We start from the raw sequence: 16014 nt of genomic DNA on the forward strand, positions 1-16014 counted from the left end.
TCCCGGCTCGTCATCTACCAGGTCAGCGGAACGTCGGGCGACTTCGAGCTACCCGGCGCGACGCCGTATTTGTGCAGTGCGAACGACATCACCTGGGAGAACACAGGCGCCGCCGTGCTGCTGCCGGTCGCGTCGCCCTGCGGGTCCTGCAGGTCGACGTACGCCACGAACCGGGGCGATTCGGCCGGGGCGAAGCCCGCGAACGACGTCGTGTAGCCGCGGTAGCACGAGCAATCCGGGTCGACTCGTTGAGCCGTACCGGTCTTGCCGGCAACGCGGTAGCCCGGGATCGCCGCCGCGTGTGCCGCACCGTCAGGAGCCGTGACGGCCTCCATCATCGCGGTCACCTCCTTGGCGGTCGCCTCGCTCACCACGTGGGTCCGCTTGGGCGCCTGCGACGGCACGTACGTCCCGCTGCCGTCGGTCGCGCCCTTGATCAGCGTCGGCTGCACGCGTACGCCGCCGTTGGCGATCGTGGCCACGACCGAGGTCATCTGGACGGCGTTGGCGGCCATGCCCTGCCCGAACGAGATCGTGGCGCGCTCCAGCCGCCCCCAGTCCTCGGCCGGCGCGAGCAGGCCCTTGGACCCGCCCGGGAAGCCGATCCCCGTGGGCTGGCCGATGCCGAACTTCGCGAGGTAGTCGGCCTGCACCTGCTTCGGCATCTTCTCCGCCGCGAGCACGGTGCCGACGTTGCTGGACTTCGCGATCGCGCCGGCGAACGTCAGATGCAGGTTGCCGTGCGCCCAGTAGTCCTTGATCCGCTTGCCGCCACGCATGATCGTGCCAGGCACGTCGATCTTGGTCTGACCGCTGACGTATCCGGAGTCGATCAGCGCGGACGCCGTGATCACCTTGGCGACACTGCCCGGCTCGTAGATGTCCTCCAGCGGGCGGTTCTTGCGGTCGGCGTCCTTGGACTTGCCGACGTGGTTCGGGTCGTAACCCGGCGCGGTCGCCATCGCGACGATCTGGCCGGTCTTGACGTCCATCACCACGACGTCGCCGCTCTGGGCCTTGGTCTTCTTCACCTGCTCGGCGATTGCCTGCTGGGCCGCCCACTGCACATCGCGGTCGATCGTGAGCTTGACGTTCGAGCCCTGTACGGCCGCTTCCTCCGAGCTGCTCGCGAGCGGGATCTGCCGGCCGCCGGCGCCGCGCTCGTAGACCTCCTTGCCCGGCTTGCCGGACAGCTGCGTGTTGAGCGCGTACTCGAGCCCGCCGCCGCCCTTGCCCTCGTCGTTGACGAAGCCGACGATGTTGGACGCGACCGTGCCAGCCGGGTAGACCCGGATCGGGTCGGGCTCCTGGAAGACACCGGACAGGTCCGCCTTCTCGAGCTGCGTGCTGGCCTTGTCCCAGACGTCGGGGTAGACCTTGCGGGCCAGGTAGACGAACCGGATCCACTTGCCCTTGGAGGTCTTCGACTTCGCCAGCTTGGCCCTCAGCTCGGCTTCGGGCACCTTCAGCAGCGGGGCGAGCACCTTCGCGATCTTCCCGGCCTTCGGCGCGGTCAGCTTGGGGTCCGCGGTGACCGCCACCGAGTCGACCGTGGTGGCCAGCGAGACGCCGGATGCGTCGGTGATGTCGCCGCGCCGGGCCAGCAGCGTGATCGTCCGCTGCCGCTCGATGGTCGCCTTGGTGGCGTACTCCGACGCCTCGACGCCCTGGAGTACGAGCAGCCGGCCGGCGAACACCGACATCAGCATCGCGATCAGGACGAAGCCGACCCGGAGCCGGCGCGGACCGGAGCCGAGCCGTAACCGGCGCGGCTCGGTCCGCCGCTTGACCGGCTTGGGCTTTGGTTTGGCCTGGGCCTTGGGCTTCGGCGGCTCGGGCTTGGCCTCGTTCCTGGGCCTGGGCGCCGGTGGCTTGGGCCCGCCAGAGCGCGGACGCGGCACACCCGCGCCCTGACGGGACGACTCGGCCGGCTTCTGGGCTGATTTCTGGGTCGACTTCTGGGTCGACTTCTTCGCGGCGGCCGGACGGGAACCGGGGCGCAGGCCTGAACGCGCACCCGGCCGGCCGCCGGGCGGCTGGGAACGGCCCGCCATCAGTTCGTTCCCGGCCGCGTCGCCGGCTTGTTCACCGGCTTGTTCGCGTTGTTCGCCGCGTTGTTCGCACGTTTGTTCGCCGCGTTGTCGCCCGGCTGGTTCGCCTGTTGGTTCGGCTGTTGGTTCGGCTGCTGGTTCGCCGGCCGGGTCGGGTCGGCGGTGGGCTGCTGGGTGGCCTTCGGCTTCTGGACCGGCTTCGGTGCGGGCTTCGGGTCACCGGAGACCGATGCGTCGGCCAGCTTCAGGAAGCCCGGGTCAGGGTTGGGCACCATGCCGTCCCGCCGCGCGTGCTTGGCGAGGTTCTCCGGCGCCTGCGCGGCCGCGACCTTCTGCTCCAGTTCACCCTGGCGCTTCTCCAGCTCCGCCGTCCGCTTCTCCAGGTCGTGGATCTGGAACGAGCCCTGCTGCAGGTTCGTGTTGAGCAGCAGCAGCCCGACCAGGCCGACGCCGAGCACGAGCAGCACCAGCAGAACGAACGGAACACGACTCGGTCGCGCCGGTGCGTCCGGCACGACCGCGATGCTCGGCCGGCTGTGCCGGTCGGGCGAGGTACCACGATCGGGCGCGGTGCCCGTACCTGCCGTACCCGGCCGCGGCTCTAACAGCTCGAGGATGCTCATTCCCGCCCCCGTCTCGTCGTGGTCCGGATCCGCTCGGCGGCACGCAGCCGTGCCGACGCCGCCCGCGGGTTGGTCTCGTTCTCGGTCGCCTCGGGCTTCTCCGCTCCCCTGGTGAGCAGCGTCAGCACGGGCTCGTAGCCGGCCGGTACGTCCGGAACCCCGTCCGGGACGTCTGGGCGGGCCAGCCGGGCGAACGTCTGCTTCACCAGCCGGTCCTCCAGCGAGTGGTACGCCAGGACGGCGATCCGCCCGCCGACGTCCAGCGCGTCGATCGCGGCCGGGAGCGCGCGTTCGAGGACGGCCAGCTCACCGTTGACCTCGATGCGCAGCGCCTGGAAGATCCGCTTGGCCGGGTGCCCCGACCGCTCCTGCGCCCGCATCGGCACCACCTCGCGTACGAGGTCGGCCAGTTGCGTGCTGGTCGTGAGCGGCCGGCGGTCGCGCTCGCGGCCGATCGCCTGCGCGATCCTCCGGGCGTGGCGCTCCTCGCCGTACTTGCTGAAGATCCTGGTCAGATCCGCGACGGGGTACGTGTTGACCACGTCGGCAGCGGTGACTCCGCGGGTGGGGTCCATCCGCATGTCGAGCGGCGCCTCGCGGCTGTAGGAGAAGCCGCGCTCTGTCTCGTCGAGCTGCATGGAAGACACGCCGAGGTCGAACAGGATCCCCTGGATCGCGCGGATGCCGAGGTCGTCGAGTACATCGGGAAGCTCGTCGTAGACCGCGTGGACGGTGGTGAGCCGGTCGCCGAAGCCGGCGAGCCGCTCGCGGGCCAGGTCGAGTGCCCGCGGGTCGCGGTCGAGTCCGATCAGCCGCGCCTGCGGGCAACGCTGTAACAGCAGCTCCGCGTGACCACCGAGACCGAGCGTCGCGTCGACCACGACGGTCTCCGGCTGGTCGCCGTCCGGCCGGACGAGCGCCGGCTCCAGTAGGTCGGTCACCCGGCCGGCCATGACGGGAACGTGGCGCTGCGCGGGTGTGCGCGGTCCGTTCTGAGTCCCGTTCATGTTCGACCCCTCAGGTGTTGCCACCGCGACCCATCCGGCTGGTGGGAGATGGTTCGCGGTCCCCGGCTGTGTAGCGGTCACTGCTCTGTACTGCTCTGTCACTGCTGGCTTGCGGCTGTCTTCGATGCGATCAACGCGATTGTTCGACCGTCCGGTCAGGTCCCCGCCCGCTTGTCCCGGAGGGTTCCGGGAAGCTCTGGTCGTCTTTCGTCGTCTGGCACCGGGGAAGTAGTGTCAGAAGACGGCAAGCGGGCTGGAGACCTCACCGCACGGTCGGCCCCGTGCTCGGTGCCTCGTGGAAGTCGTGGCGTCAGAGGACGCCCGGCAGGACCTCCTCACTGAGCTCGGCGAACGCCTGTTCCTGTTCGGCGGAGTAGCGCTCCCAGGCCTCGGAGTCCCAGATCTCCACGTGGTTGTTCGCACCGATCACTACGCAGTCCTTGCTCAGGGCCGCGTACTCCCGAAGCATCGGCGGGATCGTGACCCTGCCCTGCTTGTCGGGCTTCTCGTCGGAGGCGCCGGCGAACAGCATCCGCTGGTAGTCGCGCGCCGCCTTGTTGGTAACGGGTGCCTGCCGCATCCGTTCGGTCAGCTGGGCGAACTCGGCAAGGGGCCAGACGTTCAGACAGCGCTCTTGTCCGCGTGTCATCACTAGGCCCTCCGCCAACTCGTCTCGGAACTTCGCTGGGAGAAAAAGCCGGCCCTTCTCGTCCAGGCGCGGGGTGTGGGTGCCCAAGAACATGGGTCCCACCTCCTGCTGATCAGCCCCGCTCGGCGGGGAGAAACGTGGCGCGCCCGTACGAGCTGATCCGTGACCCGCTCTTCACCACTGGCCGCCACTTTACCCCACTTTCCACCACCGTCAACCATCATTCGACCCGTTTCGCTCCCCCTGTCGCTTCACACAGCGACAAAACCGCAGGTCAGAGCGGTGGGATGAAAGTGGAGGGAGGTGGAGGACCGGCGCGCCCCGAACCGTCACGGGACGGCCTGCGAACCGATCGGTGGGGTGCGAACGTGCATGAAGAAGGCGACCAAGGAGCCGAAGTGGTGGGAAGTGGAGCAGCTTGCGGAACCCTGGGATGCTTGAAACACGTACGGATAGTCGTACGAGCAAGACCCTGAGGAGTTCACGGTTCGGTAGCCATTCACCCCTGACGCGCACGCCACGTGATGTACTTGCGGTGGCGCTGAATAGACCCGGCGCGGCGGGGCATGGTTGGGAAACTCGGGCTGAGAGACTCTTCTGCCATACGTCGCCGGGGGAAGGCGGCGCCCGCCCACTGGTGAGGGAGGCCAACGAAGTGGTGGCGACCGGTCCGACGCATGACCCGGCACGGCGTTCCGACGCGGAACGCTGGACGCCTGCAGCCGAGTTCCCGTATCTCGCGCAGACAGCGGCCAAGGTACGAACCGCTGTCGAGAAGGTCATCGACGGCAAGGCAGATGTGGTCAAGACCGCGCTCACAGTGCTTCTGGCCGAGGGGCACCTGCTGATCGAGGACGTACCCGGCGTCGGCAAGACGATGCTGTCGAAGGCGCTCGCGCGCTCCATCGACTGCACGGTCCGGCGCATCCAGTTCACACCCGACCTGTTGCCGAGCGACGTCACCGGCGTCTCGGTCTACAACCAGGAGTCGCGGGACTTCGAGTTCCGGCCCGGCGGGATCTTCGCCAACATCGTCGTGGGTGACGAGATCAACCGCGCGTCCCCCAAGACACAGTCCGCCCTGCTCGAGTGCATGGAGGAGCGCCAGGTCACCGTCGACGGCACGACGTACCACCTCGAGCCGCCGTTCATGGTGATCGCGACGCAGAACCCCATCGAGATGGAGGGCACCTATCCCCTCCCCGAAGCGCAGCGCGACCGGTTCATGGCGCGAGTCTCGATGGGCTACCCCTCTGCCCAGGCCGAGCTCGAGATGCTCGACACGCACGGCTCCCACTCGCCGCTGGAGGAGCTGGAGCCGGTGACCGACGCCCGCGAGATCAGCAAGCTGGTCGACATCGTGCGCGGGGTCTACGTCGCCGAGGCGGTCAAGCAGTACGCCATCGCACTGGTCACGGCCACCCGGCACTCCCCCGACCTGCGCCTGGGCGCCTCGCCACGCGCGACGCTCCACCTGATCCGGGCCGCCCGGGCGGCCGCCGCGCTCGACGACCGCGAGTACGTCCTGCCCGACGACCTCCAGGCGCTGGCCATCCCCGTCCTGGCTCACCGGCTGCTGCCGGCCGCCGAGGCGCAGATCGCCCGCCGGACCGCCGAACAGGTGGTCACAGACATCGTCCGAAGCGTCCCCGTGCCCGACCCGCGTCGTACGCGGTAAGCCCGTCGGCGATGGGCGGGTTCTCCTCTCTCACCACCCGGGGCCGCGCGTTCCTGGCCGCGGGAATCGCCGCGGCGCTGTGTTCGCTGGTGCTCGGCCAGAAAGACCTGCTGCGGGTCGCGATCTTCCTGATCGCACTGCCCGTGGTGACGGTGCTGCTGGTCGCGCGCACGCGCTACCGCATCGCGGCCACCCGGTACCTCCATCCTGGGCGCGTGCCCGTCGGACGGCCGGCCAACGTGCAGCTGCGGCTGGAGAACGTCGGCCGGATGCCGACCGGTCCGCTGATGCTCGAGGACCACGTGCCGTACGTCCTGGGTGCCCGGCCCCGCTTCGTGCTGGACCGGATGTCCGCGCGCTGGCGGCGTGACGTCGCCTACTCCGTACGTTCCGACGTGCGCGGCCGCTACCCCATCGGGCCGCTGACGCTGCGGGTGTCCGACCCGTTCGGGCTGGTCGAGCTGACCCGGTCGTTCAAGGGCACCGACGCGCTGCTGGTCACGCCCGAGGTGCATCCGCTGCCATCCGGCAGGCTCACCGGTGAGTGGGCGGCCAACGGCGAGAGCCGGCCACGAGCGGTCACCGCCGACGGCGAGGAAGACGTCACCGTCCGGGAGTACCGCGACGGCGACGACCTACGCCGGGTCCACTGGCGGTCCAGCGCACGCCGCGGCGAGCTGATGGTGCGGCGGGAGGAGCAGCCCTGGCAGAGCCGGGCGACGGTGTTCCTCGACACGCGCAAGATCGGCCACCGCGGGAGCGGGCCGGCGTCCTCGTTCGAGTACTCCGTGTCGGCCGCCGCCTCCATCTCCACGCATCTGCTGCGCCGGGGCTACGCCCTGCGGCTGGCCACCGATGCCGGCGCGGCGCTGTCGGTCACCGCGCGCGACGTCGGACCGGTCAGCGACGCCGAAGGCCTGATGCTCGACGCGCTGGCCGTGGTCGGGCACTCGTCGGTCGGCCGGCTCGACCACGCGCTGTCGACCCTGCCCAACCACGACGGGTCGTACGGCCTGCTGATCGCACTGCTCGGCGTGATGTCGGCCGAGGAGGCCGAGGCGATGGTCCGGATCCGGCACCGCGCCACCGCCGCGTTCGCGATCATCATCGACGCGCCCTCGTGGGCGCTGTCCAAGGAACGCTCCCCCGAGCAGGCCGCCGCGCAGGTCGAGGCCAGCGTCCAGATGATGCGGCGCGGCGGGTGGCGAGTCGTCACCGCGCGCGCCGGCGACAGCATCCCGAAGATCTGGACCCAGCTGACCCTCAATCCGGGTGGGCTGGGTGTCGCCGGCACACCTCCGGGCGCGCCCGGAGCTTCCGACCCGGTGCCGCCCGCGGGCCCCTCGCCGTACGCTCCTCCGGTGCCGGGGGCGTTCCTGGGAGGCGCACCGCAATGAGCGGCTCGGTCAAAATCACCGCGATGAGCGCGCTGGCGACCGTGTTGTCGTCGCTGGCGCTGCTCCCGGCCTACGACGAGCCCGGGTGGTTCTGGTCCGGTGCGGTCGCGGTGGCTTTCGTCTCGGCGATCGGCTTCGGCCTGCGCCAGCTCGGCACGCCGCGGGTGCTCGTACCCCTGGGGCAACTGGCCGCGCTCGGCTGGGCGTTCATCCTGATCTTCGCCCGCGACGACCTCCGGCTCGGCTTCCTGCCGAGCGGTGCCGCGGTCGAGACGTTTGTCAGCCGGATCAACGACGGGCTGTCGATCGTCGCGCAGTACGCCGCGCCGGTGCCCGGAGACCCCGACCTCACGATGGTCACCACGCTCGGCATCGCGCTGGTGGCGGTGGCCGTCGACGCGCTGGCCGCGACGGCGAGGCTGGTGCCGTGGGCAGGGCTACCGTTGCTGCTGCTCTACTCCATTCCCGCGACCACGGTGTCCGGCGGCCTGTCGTCGCTGGCGTTCATCCCGCCCGCGATCGGATACGTGCTGCTGCTCACCAGCGAAGGACGTGACCGGCTCAGCCGGTGGGGCCGGGTGATCGGCTTCGCCGAGGGCGTGGCCGGACAGCAGGAAGGCGTCTCGACGTCGTTGCTCGGACAGACCGGACGGCGGGTCGGTATCGCGGTGATCGGGCTGGCCGTGATCGTGCCCGCGCTGATCCCGACGCTGCCGGAAGGCGTATTCGGCAACGGGCCGGGCGGCGACGGTGGCAGCACCGGCGGCACGATCCGGGTCAACAACCCGATCATCGACCTCAAGCGCGACCTCGACCTGCCCGATGACGTCAACGTCCTCACCTACGAGACCGACGCGAAGTACAGCCAGCTCGAATACATCCGCATGGTCGTGCTCGACAACTTCAACGGCATCCAGTGGTCGCCCTCGCAGCGGCGGATCGTGCCGCTGGCCAACGGCGACATCGACGCGCCGTTGCCGGCGCCGCCGCCTGGTGTTTCGCCGGGAGTCGGGCAGACCCGGGTGCGCACCACGTTCCACCTGCTGCCGGGTATGGCGCCGAAGTGGCTGCCGGTGGTCTACCCCGCGGCCACACTGCGCGGCCAGGCCAACTGGGGCTACGACCGCGACACCCTCGACATCGTGAGCCGCGAGGGTGAGTTCAAGGAGCTCACGTACACCGAGACGAGCATCTCGGTCTCCCATACCGCCGACGAACTGGCCGCGGTCGGCGACCCGCCCGCCAACATCACCGCGCGCTACACCCAGCTGCCGGGATCGGTGCCGGAAGCGGTGCACAAGCTTGCGGCGCAGGTCGTACACGGAGAGAAGACCAACTACGACAAGGCCGCGGCGCTGCAGGCGTGGTTCCGTTCGGAGTTCACCTACGACCTGACGGTCCGCAGTGGACATGGCGGCTCGGCGTTGATGGAGTTCATCAACGACAAGCGCGGCTACTGCGAGCAGTTCGCGGCGACGATGGCCATCATGGCGCGCTCGCTCGGCATCCCGGCGCGGGTGGCGATCGGCTACATGCCTGGCGAGCGGATCGGCGACAACAAGTACATCGTCAGCGCGCACGACGCGCACGCGTGGCCGGAGCTCTACTTCGACGGCTACGGCTGGGTGCGCTTCGAGCCGACACCGGCTCAGCAGACCGGCTCGGCGCCGACCTGGACGCTGCCGGGTTCCGAGGCGACCTCGACGGTCGACCCGCGATCCACCGGCAACCCCGACGACGGCCCGCTGAACCGGCAGCCTCGTAACACCACGACGCCGACGTCGGCGCCGATCGACCCGAACCACCCGGAGAACCTCGGCGGTGCGACGACCGGCTCGGCCAACCCGCTGCCGTACACCATCGGCGGGCTGGTGCTGCTGCTGTTGCTGGCACCGATGACGGTCCGGGTGCTGGTCCGGCGCTCGCGGCTGTCGGCCCGTGGACGACCCGGGCGGGCAGAAGGCGGTTGGCTGGAGCTGGCGGCCACCGTTGTCGACCTCGGACTGGAGTGGGACGACGCGGCGACGCCACGGGCTGTGGGGGCGCGGTTCGAGCAGATGCTGCCACGGTCCGCGTCCGAAGCGCTGCGACGGGTGGTGCGGGCGGTGGAGCAGGTGCGGTACGCACCGGTCCAGTCCGACACGCCGACGTTCGCCGCCGACGTGCGGGAGGTGTCGGCTGCCCTGCGCGGACGCGCGACGCCTGGGCGGCGGGTGGCGGCCTTCGTACTCCCGCCGTCGCTGCTGAGGCGGCTGGTCGTGGTGCTGCGACCGGTGACGTGGTTGCTGGACGGCGCGGAAACGCTCGGGCCGCGGGTGGCGAGGCGCTTCCGGCGTACCCGGCGAGAGCCGGCCGCACACCGCGCCTGACCGCCGTAAAAGGCGCTCCGGGTTTGGACCCTTGGCTGCGCTGGGATGCTCCTAGTGCCGCTCTCGGACAGCCAGCCATGCCTCTGCCTGGGTGTGAACGGATCTGGGTCAAAGAATCGCCGCACGCGTCTGCGGGTCAGACGGTGCGGCGACGAAACCCAAGGCTGCTGCGATCAGAATCCGGACTCGCGGCGACGCCGCCAGCGTTCCTCCATGCGGGCCATGAAACCGCCGCTGTTGTGGCTCTTCGGCGCCTTGCCGCGCAATCGACGTGATCGCCCACGCATGGGCACGACGTTCGGGACCTCACCGGCGGCGGGCATCCGCCGCAGGCTGGTGGCGACGTAGTAAGCCGAAACCAGCATCACTACGAAACCGAACACGCTCACGAATACGTAGGCGACGACGTTCGAGCTGGTCTGCATCATGATCGCGCCGCCAAAAAGCATGATCACGCCCAGCACGAAGACACCTGCACCCACGACAGCGCGCCTGCGCTGACGCGTGCGCAGGTCGACGCCTCGCAGCGCCGAGGCCAACTTTGGATCCTCGGCAGCAAGAGCCTGCTCCATCTGCTCGAGCAGCCGCTGCTCGTGATCGGAGAGAGGCACCTGACCTCCATCGGGACGCTGCCGTCATCGGTGGTGGAACGGCCTAGGTTCAGTCTAGGCAGCCCGACAGCCGCAGGGTAGCGCGGCCGGGGACCTGGCCGAAAAGATACCCGCGCCCGCGCGTAGAAACACGGGCCCGGTCACTCGTCGGCTTCGTTCTCCGACTTCGATTGTCGCATCTCCAAGCAGTTCTCACACGCACTCTCCCCCTCTTTTTTGGTGGCGTTCAACCCACCCGGCGGGCCAGCAGATGGAGCTGGGTTGCCACTCCGCGGAACGCCGGATGCTCGGCCACCACCTGCTCCAGATCGAGGAGTGCGTGCCGGGCGCCGGGCTCGTCGGCCAGGTCGCCGGGCACCAGGTCAGCGAACGTTCGTACCCCATGCTCGGCCATCGTTTCCAGCCCGGCACCGGCGATCAGCGCCCGCAACTCCGCGAGGTCGAACCTGCGCGGCATCGGGTCGCCTGGACCCCACCGCCCGGCGGGATCCTCGAGCGCGGTCCGCGCCTCGCCGACATGGCCGGCCAGGGCCTTGGCCATGACGACGGCGTTCCGGTTGGCGGCCAGCAAGCTGAGCACCCCTCCGGGACGAAGCACCTCGGCCGCCGCCTCGAGCGCGGCCGTTGGGTCGCCGACGAACTCGAGCACGCTGTGGCACACCACGATGTCGACCGACCCGGCCGGCACGAGAGCCGGCAGCCCGTCGGCGTCGCCCTGCACCGCGCGGATCCGGTCGAGCATGCCGGCTTCCTTCGCCCGCCGCTCGAGCGCGAACAACGAATCCGGACTCGGGTCGACCACCGTCACCCGATGCCCCAACTCCGCGATCGGCACCGCGAAGATCCCGGTGCCGCCGCCGGCATCGAGCACATCCAGCACCGCGCGGCCACCCTCCCGCGCGACATGATCCTCGAGCGCGGTACGCAGCAGCCGCCACACAACCTCTGTGCGGATGGACCCGGCCGTCCGCCGGACTGAGTCGGACACGCGCCGAGCCTAGCCGCGCCCCCTCCTCGCGCCGGACAGGTGCCCATCGCAGCCCGCGTGAGCAGCCACCCAGCCACCACCCCAGCCGACGGCAAAGCCCACCCGAACCACGGCGCGAGCGACCCGGCGAGTGACAGGCGCCAGGCCGCGGACACAGCTAACAGCCCGAAGCAGCACCGCCCGACCAGCTGGCCTGCCCGGGTGCCCGCAGGAGTGGCATCCGGTGGCGGCCGCGCATGGCCTGCGGCGCGGACGTGGCATCGGAGGCGAATTTGCCTGCTTACCTGCGCCGGTCCGGTGGCCGCGGAAGCCGCCTTGACCGGTGGCCGCGGCGAGCCGACGGGGTTGGTCGCCGCGACGACGGGGTGGCTGGGTGGATGTGCTGGCCGCGTGACCGTCAGCCGGGCGCGGCTGACGGCGGCCCGGGCGAGCGGCGGCGCTCCGCCGAGTTGCGGTCGCCGGATATGAGCGGCGTCCGCGACCGGCTGCGATTGGCCGCACTGATCCATGACCGGACGTGGCTGCGGCCAGCGCTCGCGCGGTCGACGGCGAGGTGCGGCTAGGCGAGTGACGGGTGGCGCTCCGCTGAGTGACAAGACCTCGGTGGCTGCGCCGGTCACCGGGGCTCTAGGCGGTCCGGTGGCAGGCATATCGCGTGGGTCGGCGCCCACGTCAACCGCGGGATGCACATCGGCCACCTGCGCTCGACGGTCATCGGCGATGGCGGGTGGCGATGACGGGAAGCCGGGTGGTGGCATGGGCCGCCGCGGTCAGTTGCCGTTCAGGATCAGCGCACCTCGGTGGCCGAGATAGCGACCTGGCGTCGGGAGTGAGCGGCGCTTCTAGCCTGTGTGCAAGCTGATGGGTGGCCGGCGCGACGGGTGGCTGGGCACCGATGGGCGGCGACGGGTTCGGCGGTGGTGGCTCGCGGATGGTGGCCGGGGCAGGTGGTGCCACCGGCAGAAGAAGCCCGCCGGCCGTGATGAGGACGGCCGCCTCACGATCGGCCTCATCACGGTCGGCGGGTGGGTCTCGGGCGGGGGGTTGCTCAGCTGGCTGCTGGGCGGTCCCGGCCGAGAAGCTCTGGCTTGCGCTGGGCACCACCGCCGTGGAACCGCTTGCGCGGGCGGTTCACGGCAGGGGTGCGGCGATCGTGGCCCGAGTGGCTCGGCTGGCTGCTGAGCACACTCGCGGCCGACGAGTTCGGCGGTTCGCCTCGCCCCGGCCCCGGCCCGGCGCGCGGCCGGCGGCCGTCAGGCGGCTTGGGAGGGCGGGAGTTCGAGGACGCGCTCGATGACGAGGAGGAAGCGTTCGGCGTCGCGGAGGAGGTCGTCGGCTTCGGGGTTGGTGACGGCGCCCGGGATGCGGGCTTCGGCGGCGGCGCGCTTGGCGGCGCCGGCGGCGAAGAAGGCGGCCCAGTCGCCGAGTTCGGGGGCGACCTTGGTGAGCACGGACCACGCGTTGCGCGGGCCGCGGCGCGGCATCAGGCGCGGACGGGCCGCGAGCACGGCCGCTGCCATCCGGAGGGCGGCGACGTGCGCCAGCGCGTAGCGCTCCTCCGCCGTGTCGGCCAGCTCGGCCTCGTGGAGGGTGAGACGCGCACGGTCGAGCGCGCTGTAGACGCCGTGGCCCAGCGGTGCCGGTGCCATCAGGTTCGCAACCGCGTTTGCTGCTGCCATCAGAGTCGTTCTCCTTCCGGTCAACCCCGGCTGCCACGCGCAGCCGGGATCCGCCTTGGCTGGACAGGTGGGCCCGGCTCGTGCCGGCTCGGCGGAACAGCCGAGTCCGCCGAACCGCGAGCAGAGCCCACCCTGCCCACGAGCCGACGAGGCGCTTCCCCAGCCCTGCGAGCCTCGTCAACTCCGGCCACGGTTCGTCCGGAGCGGGGGTCGAAGCCACTCCAAACGAACCAGCCTTGGTGTCCGCCAGCGCCGCTCTCCCACCGAGAATCGAACGTTTGTTCGAACACGTGTATGAGATTAGTGGGCGGCATCGTGGCAGTCAAGGGTCTTTTCGTACGTGTTTTCGATCGGCGTGAGCCCGGCGACTCACCCCGTCCAAGGGGCATCTCAGGGGCGCCCACGGGCAATCCCCGATGCGCCTCCCCCGCCCCCATCCGTAGCTTGTGATCATCAGGGATCTCAGGAGGGACACACCCATGTCGCGCACCGGAAAGCAAGCGCTGATCGCCGTCTTGGTGCTTTCGGCACTCAGCTTCTTGGTCGTAGGAAGCTTCCTCGGCCGGACCGCCGAAGCCAGCAACAAGCTCGACCGGTCGGTCAAGCGCGTCGAGCTGGCCAGCGGCAACGGCGATGTCGAGATCGTGGGATCCGACACGAACCAGATCGAGGTGCGCGAGCGGGTTCGCCACCGCTTCGGCAAGCCCGACCACACCTACGAGGTCAAGGGCGACACCGTGCGCCTCGAAAGCGACTGCGGCTGGGGTTGGGGCTGCAACGTCGACTACGTCGTCACCGTGCCGAAGGGCACCGAGATCACCGGCCAGAGCAGCTCCGGCGACGTGACGGTGCACGACCTGGCCGCCCCCGTGAACGTCAAGCTCAGCTCCGGCGACCTCGAGGTCAGCAACCTCGAGGGCTCGCTCCGCGCCGAGCTGAGCAGCGGCTCGGTCTCGCTGGAGCAGATCCGCGGCGACGTCGACGCTCGTACGACCTCCGGCGACATCACGCTGAACGAGGTGACCGGCAAGACCAAGCTCGAGGCCAACTCCGGCGAGATCAGCGGCGACGTGCGCAGCAGCGGCGCGGTCGAGGCCCGCACCACGTCGGGCGACATCGAACTGCAGGTCGCCGACGCGAAGTCGATCCAGGCGCAGGCCACGTCCGGCTCGATCCACCTGGATGTCCCCGACCGGGCCTACAAGGTCGACGCCGATGCGAGCTCCGGCGACGTGAACCTGGGCGACCTGCGCCAGGACGACGGCAGTGAGTATGCGATCAACGTGAAGGCCACCAGCGGCGACATCGATCTCAGCACCAACTAGATCAGAAGCCAGCCTCACGCCTCGCCGGGAACACTCACGGCGAGGCGTGAGATCGTTTCGGCCGGCTCGCGACTCGAATTGATCATTACGAATGCGGATAAGGCCCCGATATGCCGTCTCGAAAGTGATCAAGAAAGCTTCGATCACGCCAGCGCCCGCAGCCACGCCGGCCGCCTGGGATATCCCCTCGACGGCCGCCTGAGCTGCGGGTTTTGCGTGATCCTCGATCATGGCGCCTAGTGTGGCATCGAGCACCGACAGTCTTGTTTGTGTAAATTCTGTGACCGGAAAACCACCGTGAGTGGCGAAAATAGGGCATGATGCGGTGTTGTGAAGCGCGTGAGTGGCAAAACCGCCGAATCTGGCGTCCGGTACCGCGACCTGTTCCGGGACCGTGAGTTCACCGCGCTGTTCACCGCCGACGTCGCCTCTCGGGTCGGTAGCCAGCTCGGAAAGTTCGCGCTCGCCGCCCTCGTCTACTACAAGACCGAGTCGCTCGCGGCCACCGCCGCCACGTTCGCCGTCACCTACCTCCCCGGCATCATCGGCGGCCCGATCCTGTCGACGCTGGCCGACCGGTTGCCGCGCAAGCCGCTGCTGGTCACCTGCGATCTGGTCCGCGCGGGGCTGATGGTCTCGATCGCCGCGATCAACATGCCGATCTGGCTGGCGCTGGCGATCCTGCTGCTGGTCGAGCTCGTCAAGGTCCCGTTCAGCTCGGCACGGATGGCGATCCTGGCCGACATCCTCGAAGGTCCCCGGTTCGTCGCCGGAAACGCGCTGGTCGGAGCCAGCCAGCAGGCCGTCCAGGTGATCGGCTTCGGCTTCGGCGCGGTCCTGGTCGCCCAGCTCGGCCCACAGTTCGCGCTGGTGCTCGACACCTGCACCTACGCCCTGTCGGCGCTGTTGATCGGCACGCTGGTCCGCCACCGTCCGGCGCCGCAGTCGACCGAGCCCGGCAAGTTCCCCAACCTGCTCAAGGACACCGCTGTCGGCATCCGGGTCGTCCACGAGACCGGCCGGATGCCCACGCTGTTCTGGCTGCTGTTCCTCGGCCCCACCGTGCTCGCCACCGCCGAGGGACTCGCGATCCCGTACGCCCACATGCTCGACGCCAAGCAGCTGGCGGGCATCTTCCTGGCCGCCACGCCCGCCGGCACCGTGATCGGGCTCAGCGTCGTCGGCCGGATGTCGCAGCGCACCCGCGAGAAGGTGTTGATCCCGTTCTCGATGGCGGTCGGGATCTGTGTGGCGATCACCGCACTGGTTCCCATCCCGTTCGTGATCACGCTCAGCCTGTTCGTCGCCGGCCTCGCGATGGGTCACCTGGCCCACCTGCAGGGGTCGATCGTCGGCCTGGTCACCTCCGAGGTACGCGGGCGGATCATCGGCCTGGCCAACACCGTGCTGCAGATCGGCCAGGGCTTGGCCATCCTGCTCGCGGGCATCGTCGCCGACGCGACGTCGATCCAGTACGTCCTGCTCTACTCCGGCGTCGGCGCCACGATCGGCGTGCTGTTCGTCTCGGCCGTCGGCGCGCCGTTCGCGGGCAAGCACCGCGACGACCCCCGGGCCAGGCGCCGGGCCCGCCGGAAGGCGCGGCGAGCGGCAGGCGCGCAGCCGGCCCGGCCGGCCCC

At 70.0% G+C, this 16014-nt stretch carries 12 protein-coding genes; 5 read left to right on the forward strand and 7 right to left on the reverse strand.

What is annotated here, in order from left to right; genetic code table 11:
* Nucleotides 1-14: 14 nt before the first annotated feature.
* The 4 genes from ACYVF6_RS35645 to mraZ all read right to left on the reverse strand — a co-directional run bounded on the left by ACYVF6_RS35645 (nt 15) and on the right by mraZ (nt 4423).
* The gene (locus tag ACYVF6_RS35645) at nt 15-2054 is read right to left on the reverse strand and encodes a peptidoglycan D,D-transpeptidase FtsI family protein (RefSeq protein WP_460527934.1); all 2040 of its coding nucleotides are present in this window, start codon (nt 2052-2054) and stop codon (nt 15-17) included.
* Nucleotides 2054-2674 carry a hypothetical protein gene (locus ACYVF6_RS35650; protein ID WP_460527936.1) on the reverse strand — a complete coding sequence of 207 codons (621 nt, stop codon included), beginning with the start codon at nt 2672-2674 and terminating at the stop codon, nt 2054-2056. Before ACYVF6_RS35650 ends, ACYVF6_RS35645 begins: the two co-directional genes overlap by 1 nt.
* On the reverse strand, nt 2671-3681 hold the full coding sequence (rsmH, locus tag ACYVF6_RS35655) for a 16S rRNA (cytosine(1402)-N(4))-methyltransferase (protein ID WP_460527938.1): 1011 nt from the start codon (nt 3679-3681) through the stop codon (nt 2671-2673). The genes ACYVF6_RS35650 and rsmH overlap by 4 nt, the downstream gene beginning before the upstream one ends.
* 310 nt (nt 3682-3991) lie before the next feature.
* Nucleotides 3992-4423, reverse strand: a complete 432-nt coding sequence (mraZ, locus tag ACYVF6_RS35660; protein WP_460527940.1) for a division/cell wall cluster transcriptional repressor MraZ — start codon at nt 4421-4423, stop codon at nt 3992-3994.
* A 565-nt stretch (nt 4424-4988) separates the two neighbouring features.
* Here mraZ and ACYVF6_RS35665 point away from each other — a divergent pair.
* The 3 genes from ACYVF6_RS35665 to ACYVF6_RS35675 are packed head-to-tail and all read left to right on the forward strand — an operon-like array spanning nt 4989 to nt 9774.
* Complete coding sequence (locus ACYVF6_RS35665) at nt 4989-6008, forward strand: AAA family ATPase (protein ID WP_460527942.1); 1020 nt, start codon at nt 4989-4991, stop codon at nt 6006-6008.
* Between the two features lie 11 nt (nt 6009-6019).
* On the forward strand, nt 6020-7405 hold the full coding sequence (locus ACYVF6_RS35670) for a DUF58 domain-containing protein (protein ID WP_460527944.1): 1386 nt from the start codon (nt 6020-6022) through the stop codon (nt 7403-7405).
* Nucleotides 7406-7428: 23 nt separating this feature from the next.
* Nucleotides 7429-9774 (forward strand): transglutaminase TgpA family protein, encoded by a 2346-nt coding sequence (locus ACYVF6_RS35675; RefSeq protein WP_460527946.1) that lies wholly within the window; start codon nt 7429-7431, stop codon nt 9772-9774.
* 173 nt (nt 9775-9947) lie between these two features.
* Here the strand turns inward: ACYVF6_RS35675 and ACYVF6_RS35680 are convergent, their stop codons facing one another.
* The 3 genes from ACYVF6_RS35680 to ACYVF6_RS35690 all read right to left on the reverse strand — a co-directional run bounded on the left by ACYVF6_RS35680 (nt 9948) and on the right by ACYVF6_RS35690 (nt 13052).
* Nucleotides 9948-10385, reverse strand: coding sequence for a DUF3040 domain-containing protein (locus tag ACYVF6_RS35680; RefSeq protein ID WP_460527948.1), 438 nt, complete (start codon nt 10383-10385; stop codon nt 9948-9950).
* Between the two features lie 226 nt (nt 10386-10611).
* Nucleotides 10612-11373: a class I SAM-dependent methyltransferase gene (locus tag ACYVF6_RS35685; protein WP_460527950.1), complete on the reverse strand. Its 762-nt coding sequence runs from the start codon at nt 11371-11373 to the stop codon at nt 10612-10614.
* Between the two features lie 1253 nt (nt 11374-12626).
* The gene (locus tag ACYVF6_RS35690; protein WP_460527952.1) at nt 12627-13052 is read right to left on the reverse strand and encodes an SAV_6107 family HEPN domain-containing protein; all 426 of its coding nucleotides are present in this window, start codon (nt 13050-13052) and stop codon (nt 12627-12629) included.
* A gap of 479 nt (nt 13053-13531) precedes the next feature.
* Here ACYVF6_RS35690 and ACYVF6_RS35695 point away from each other — a divergent pair, with 479 nt between their 5' ends.
* Together ACYVF6_RS35695 and ACYVF6_RS35700 are read left to right on the forward strand one after the other, a co-directional pair.
* Nucleotides 13532-14377, forward strand: a complete 846-nt coding sequence (locus tag ACYVF6_RS35695; RefSeq protein ID WP_460527953.1) for a DUF4097 family beta strand repeat-containing protein — start codon at nt 13532-13534, stop codon at nt 14375-14377.
* Between the two features lie 339 nt (nt 14378-14716).
* Nucleotides 14717-16014 (forward strand): MFS transporter (locus ACYVF6_RS35700; protein ID WP_460527955.1); only part of this gene is annotated, 1298 nt, incomplete at its 3' end.

This window comes from Flindersiella endophytica (assembly GCF_054779015.1).

What these genes read in the sequence shown, in the direction of transcription:
- ACYVF6_RS35650 (WP_460527936.1), bottom strand. Translation starts at nt 2,674, where the DNA reads ATGAGCATCCTCGAGCTGTTAGAGCCGCGGCCGGGTACGGCAGGTACG.
- rsmH (WP_460527938.1), bottom strand. Translation starts at nt 3,681, where the DNA reads ATGAACGGGACTCAGAACGGACCGCGCACACCCGCGCAGCGCCACGTT.
- ACYVF6_RS35690 (WP_460527952.1), bottom strand. Translation starts at nt 13,052, where the DNA reads ATGGCAGCAGCAAACGCGGTTGCGAACCTGATGGCACCGGCACCGCTG.
- ACYVF6_RS35695 (WP_460527953.1), top strand. Translation starts at nt 13,532, where the DNA reads ATGTCGCGCACCGGAAAGCAAGCGCTGATCGCCGTCTTGGTGCTTTCG.
- ACYVF6_RS35675 (WP_460527946.1), top strand. Translation starts at nt 7,429, where the DNA reads ATGAGCGCGCTGGCGACCGTGTTGTCGTCGCTGGCGCTGCTCCCGGCC.
- ACYVF6_RS35670 (WP_460527944.1), top strand. Translation starts at nt 6,020, where the DNA reads ATGGGCGGGTTCTCCTCTCTCACCACCCGGGGCCGCGCGTTCCTGGCC.
- ACYVF6_RS35645 (WP_460527934.1), bottom strand. Translation starts at nt 2,054, where the DNA reads ATGGCGGGCCGTTCCCAGCCGCCCGGCGGCCGGCCGGGTGCGCGTTCA.
- mraZ (WP_460527940.1), bottom strand. Translation starts at nt 4,423, where the DNA reads ATGTTCTTGGGCACCCACACCCCGCGCCTGGACGAGAAGGGCCGGCTT.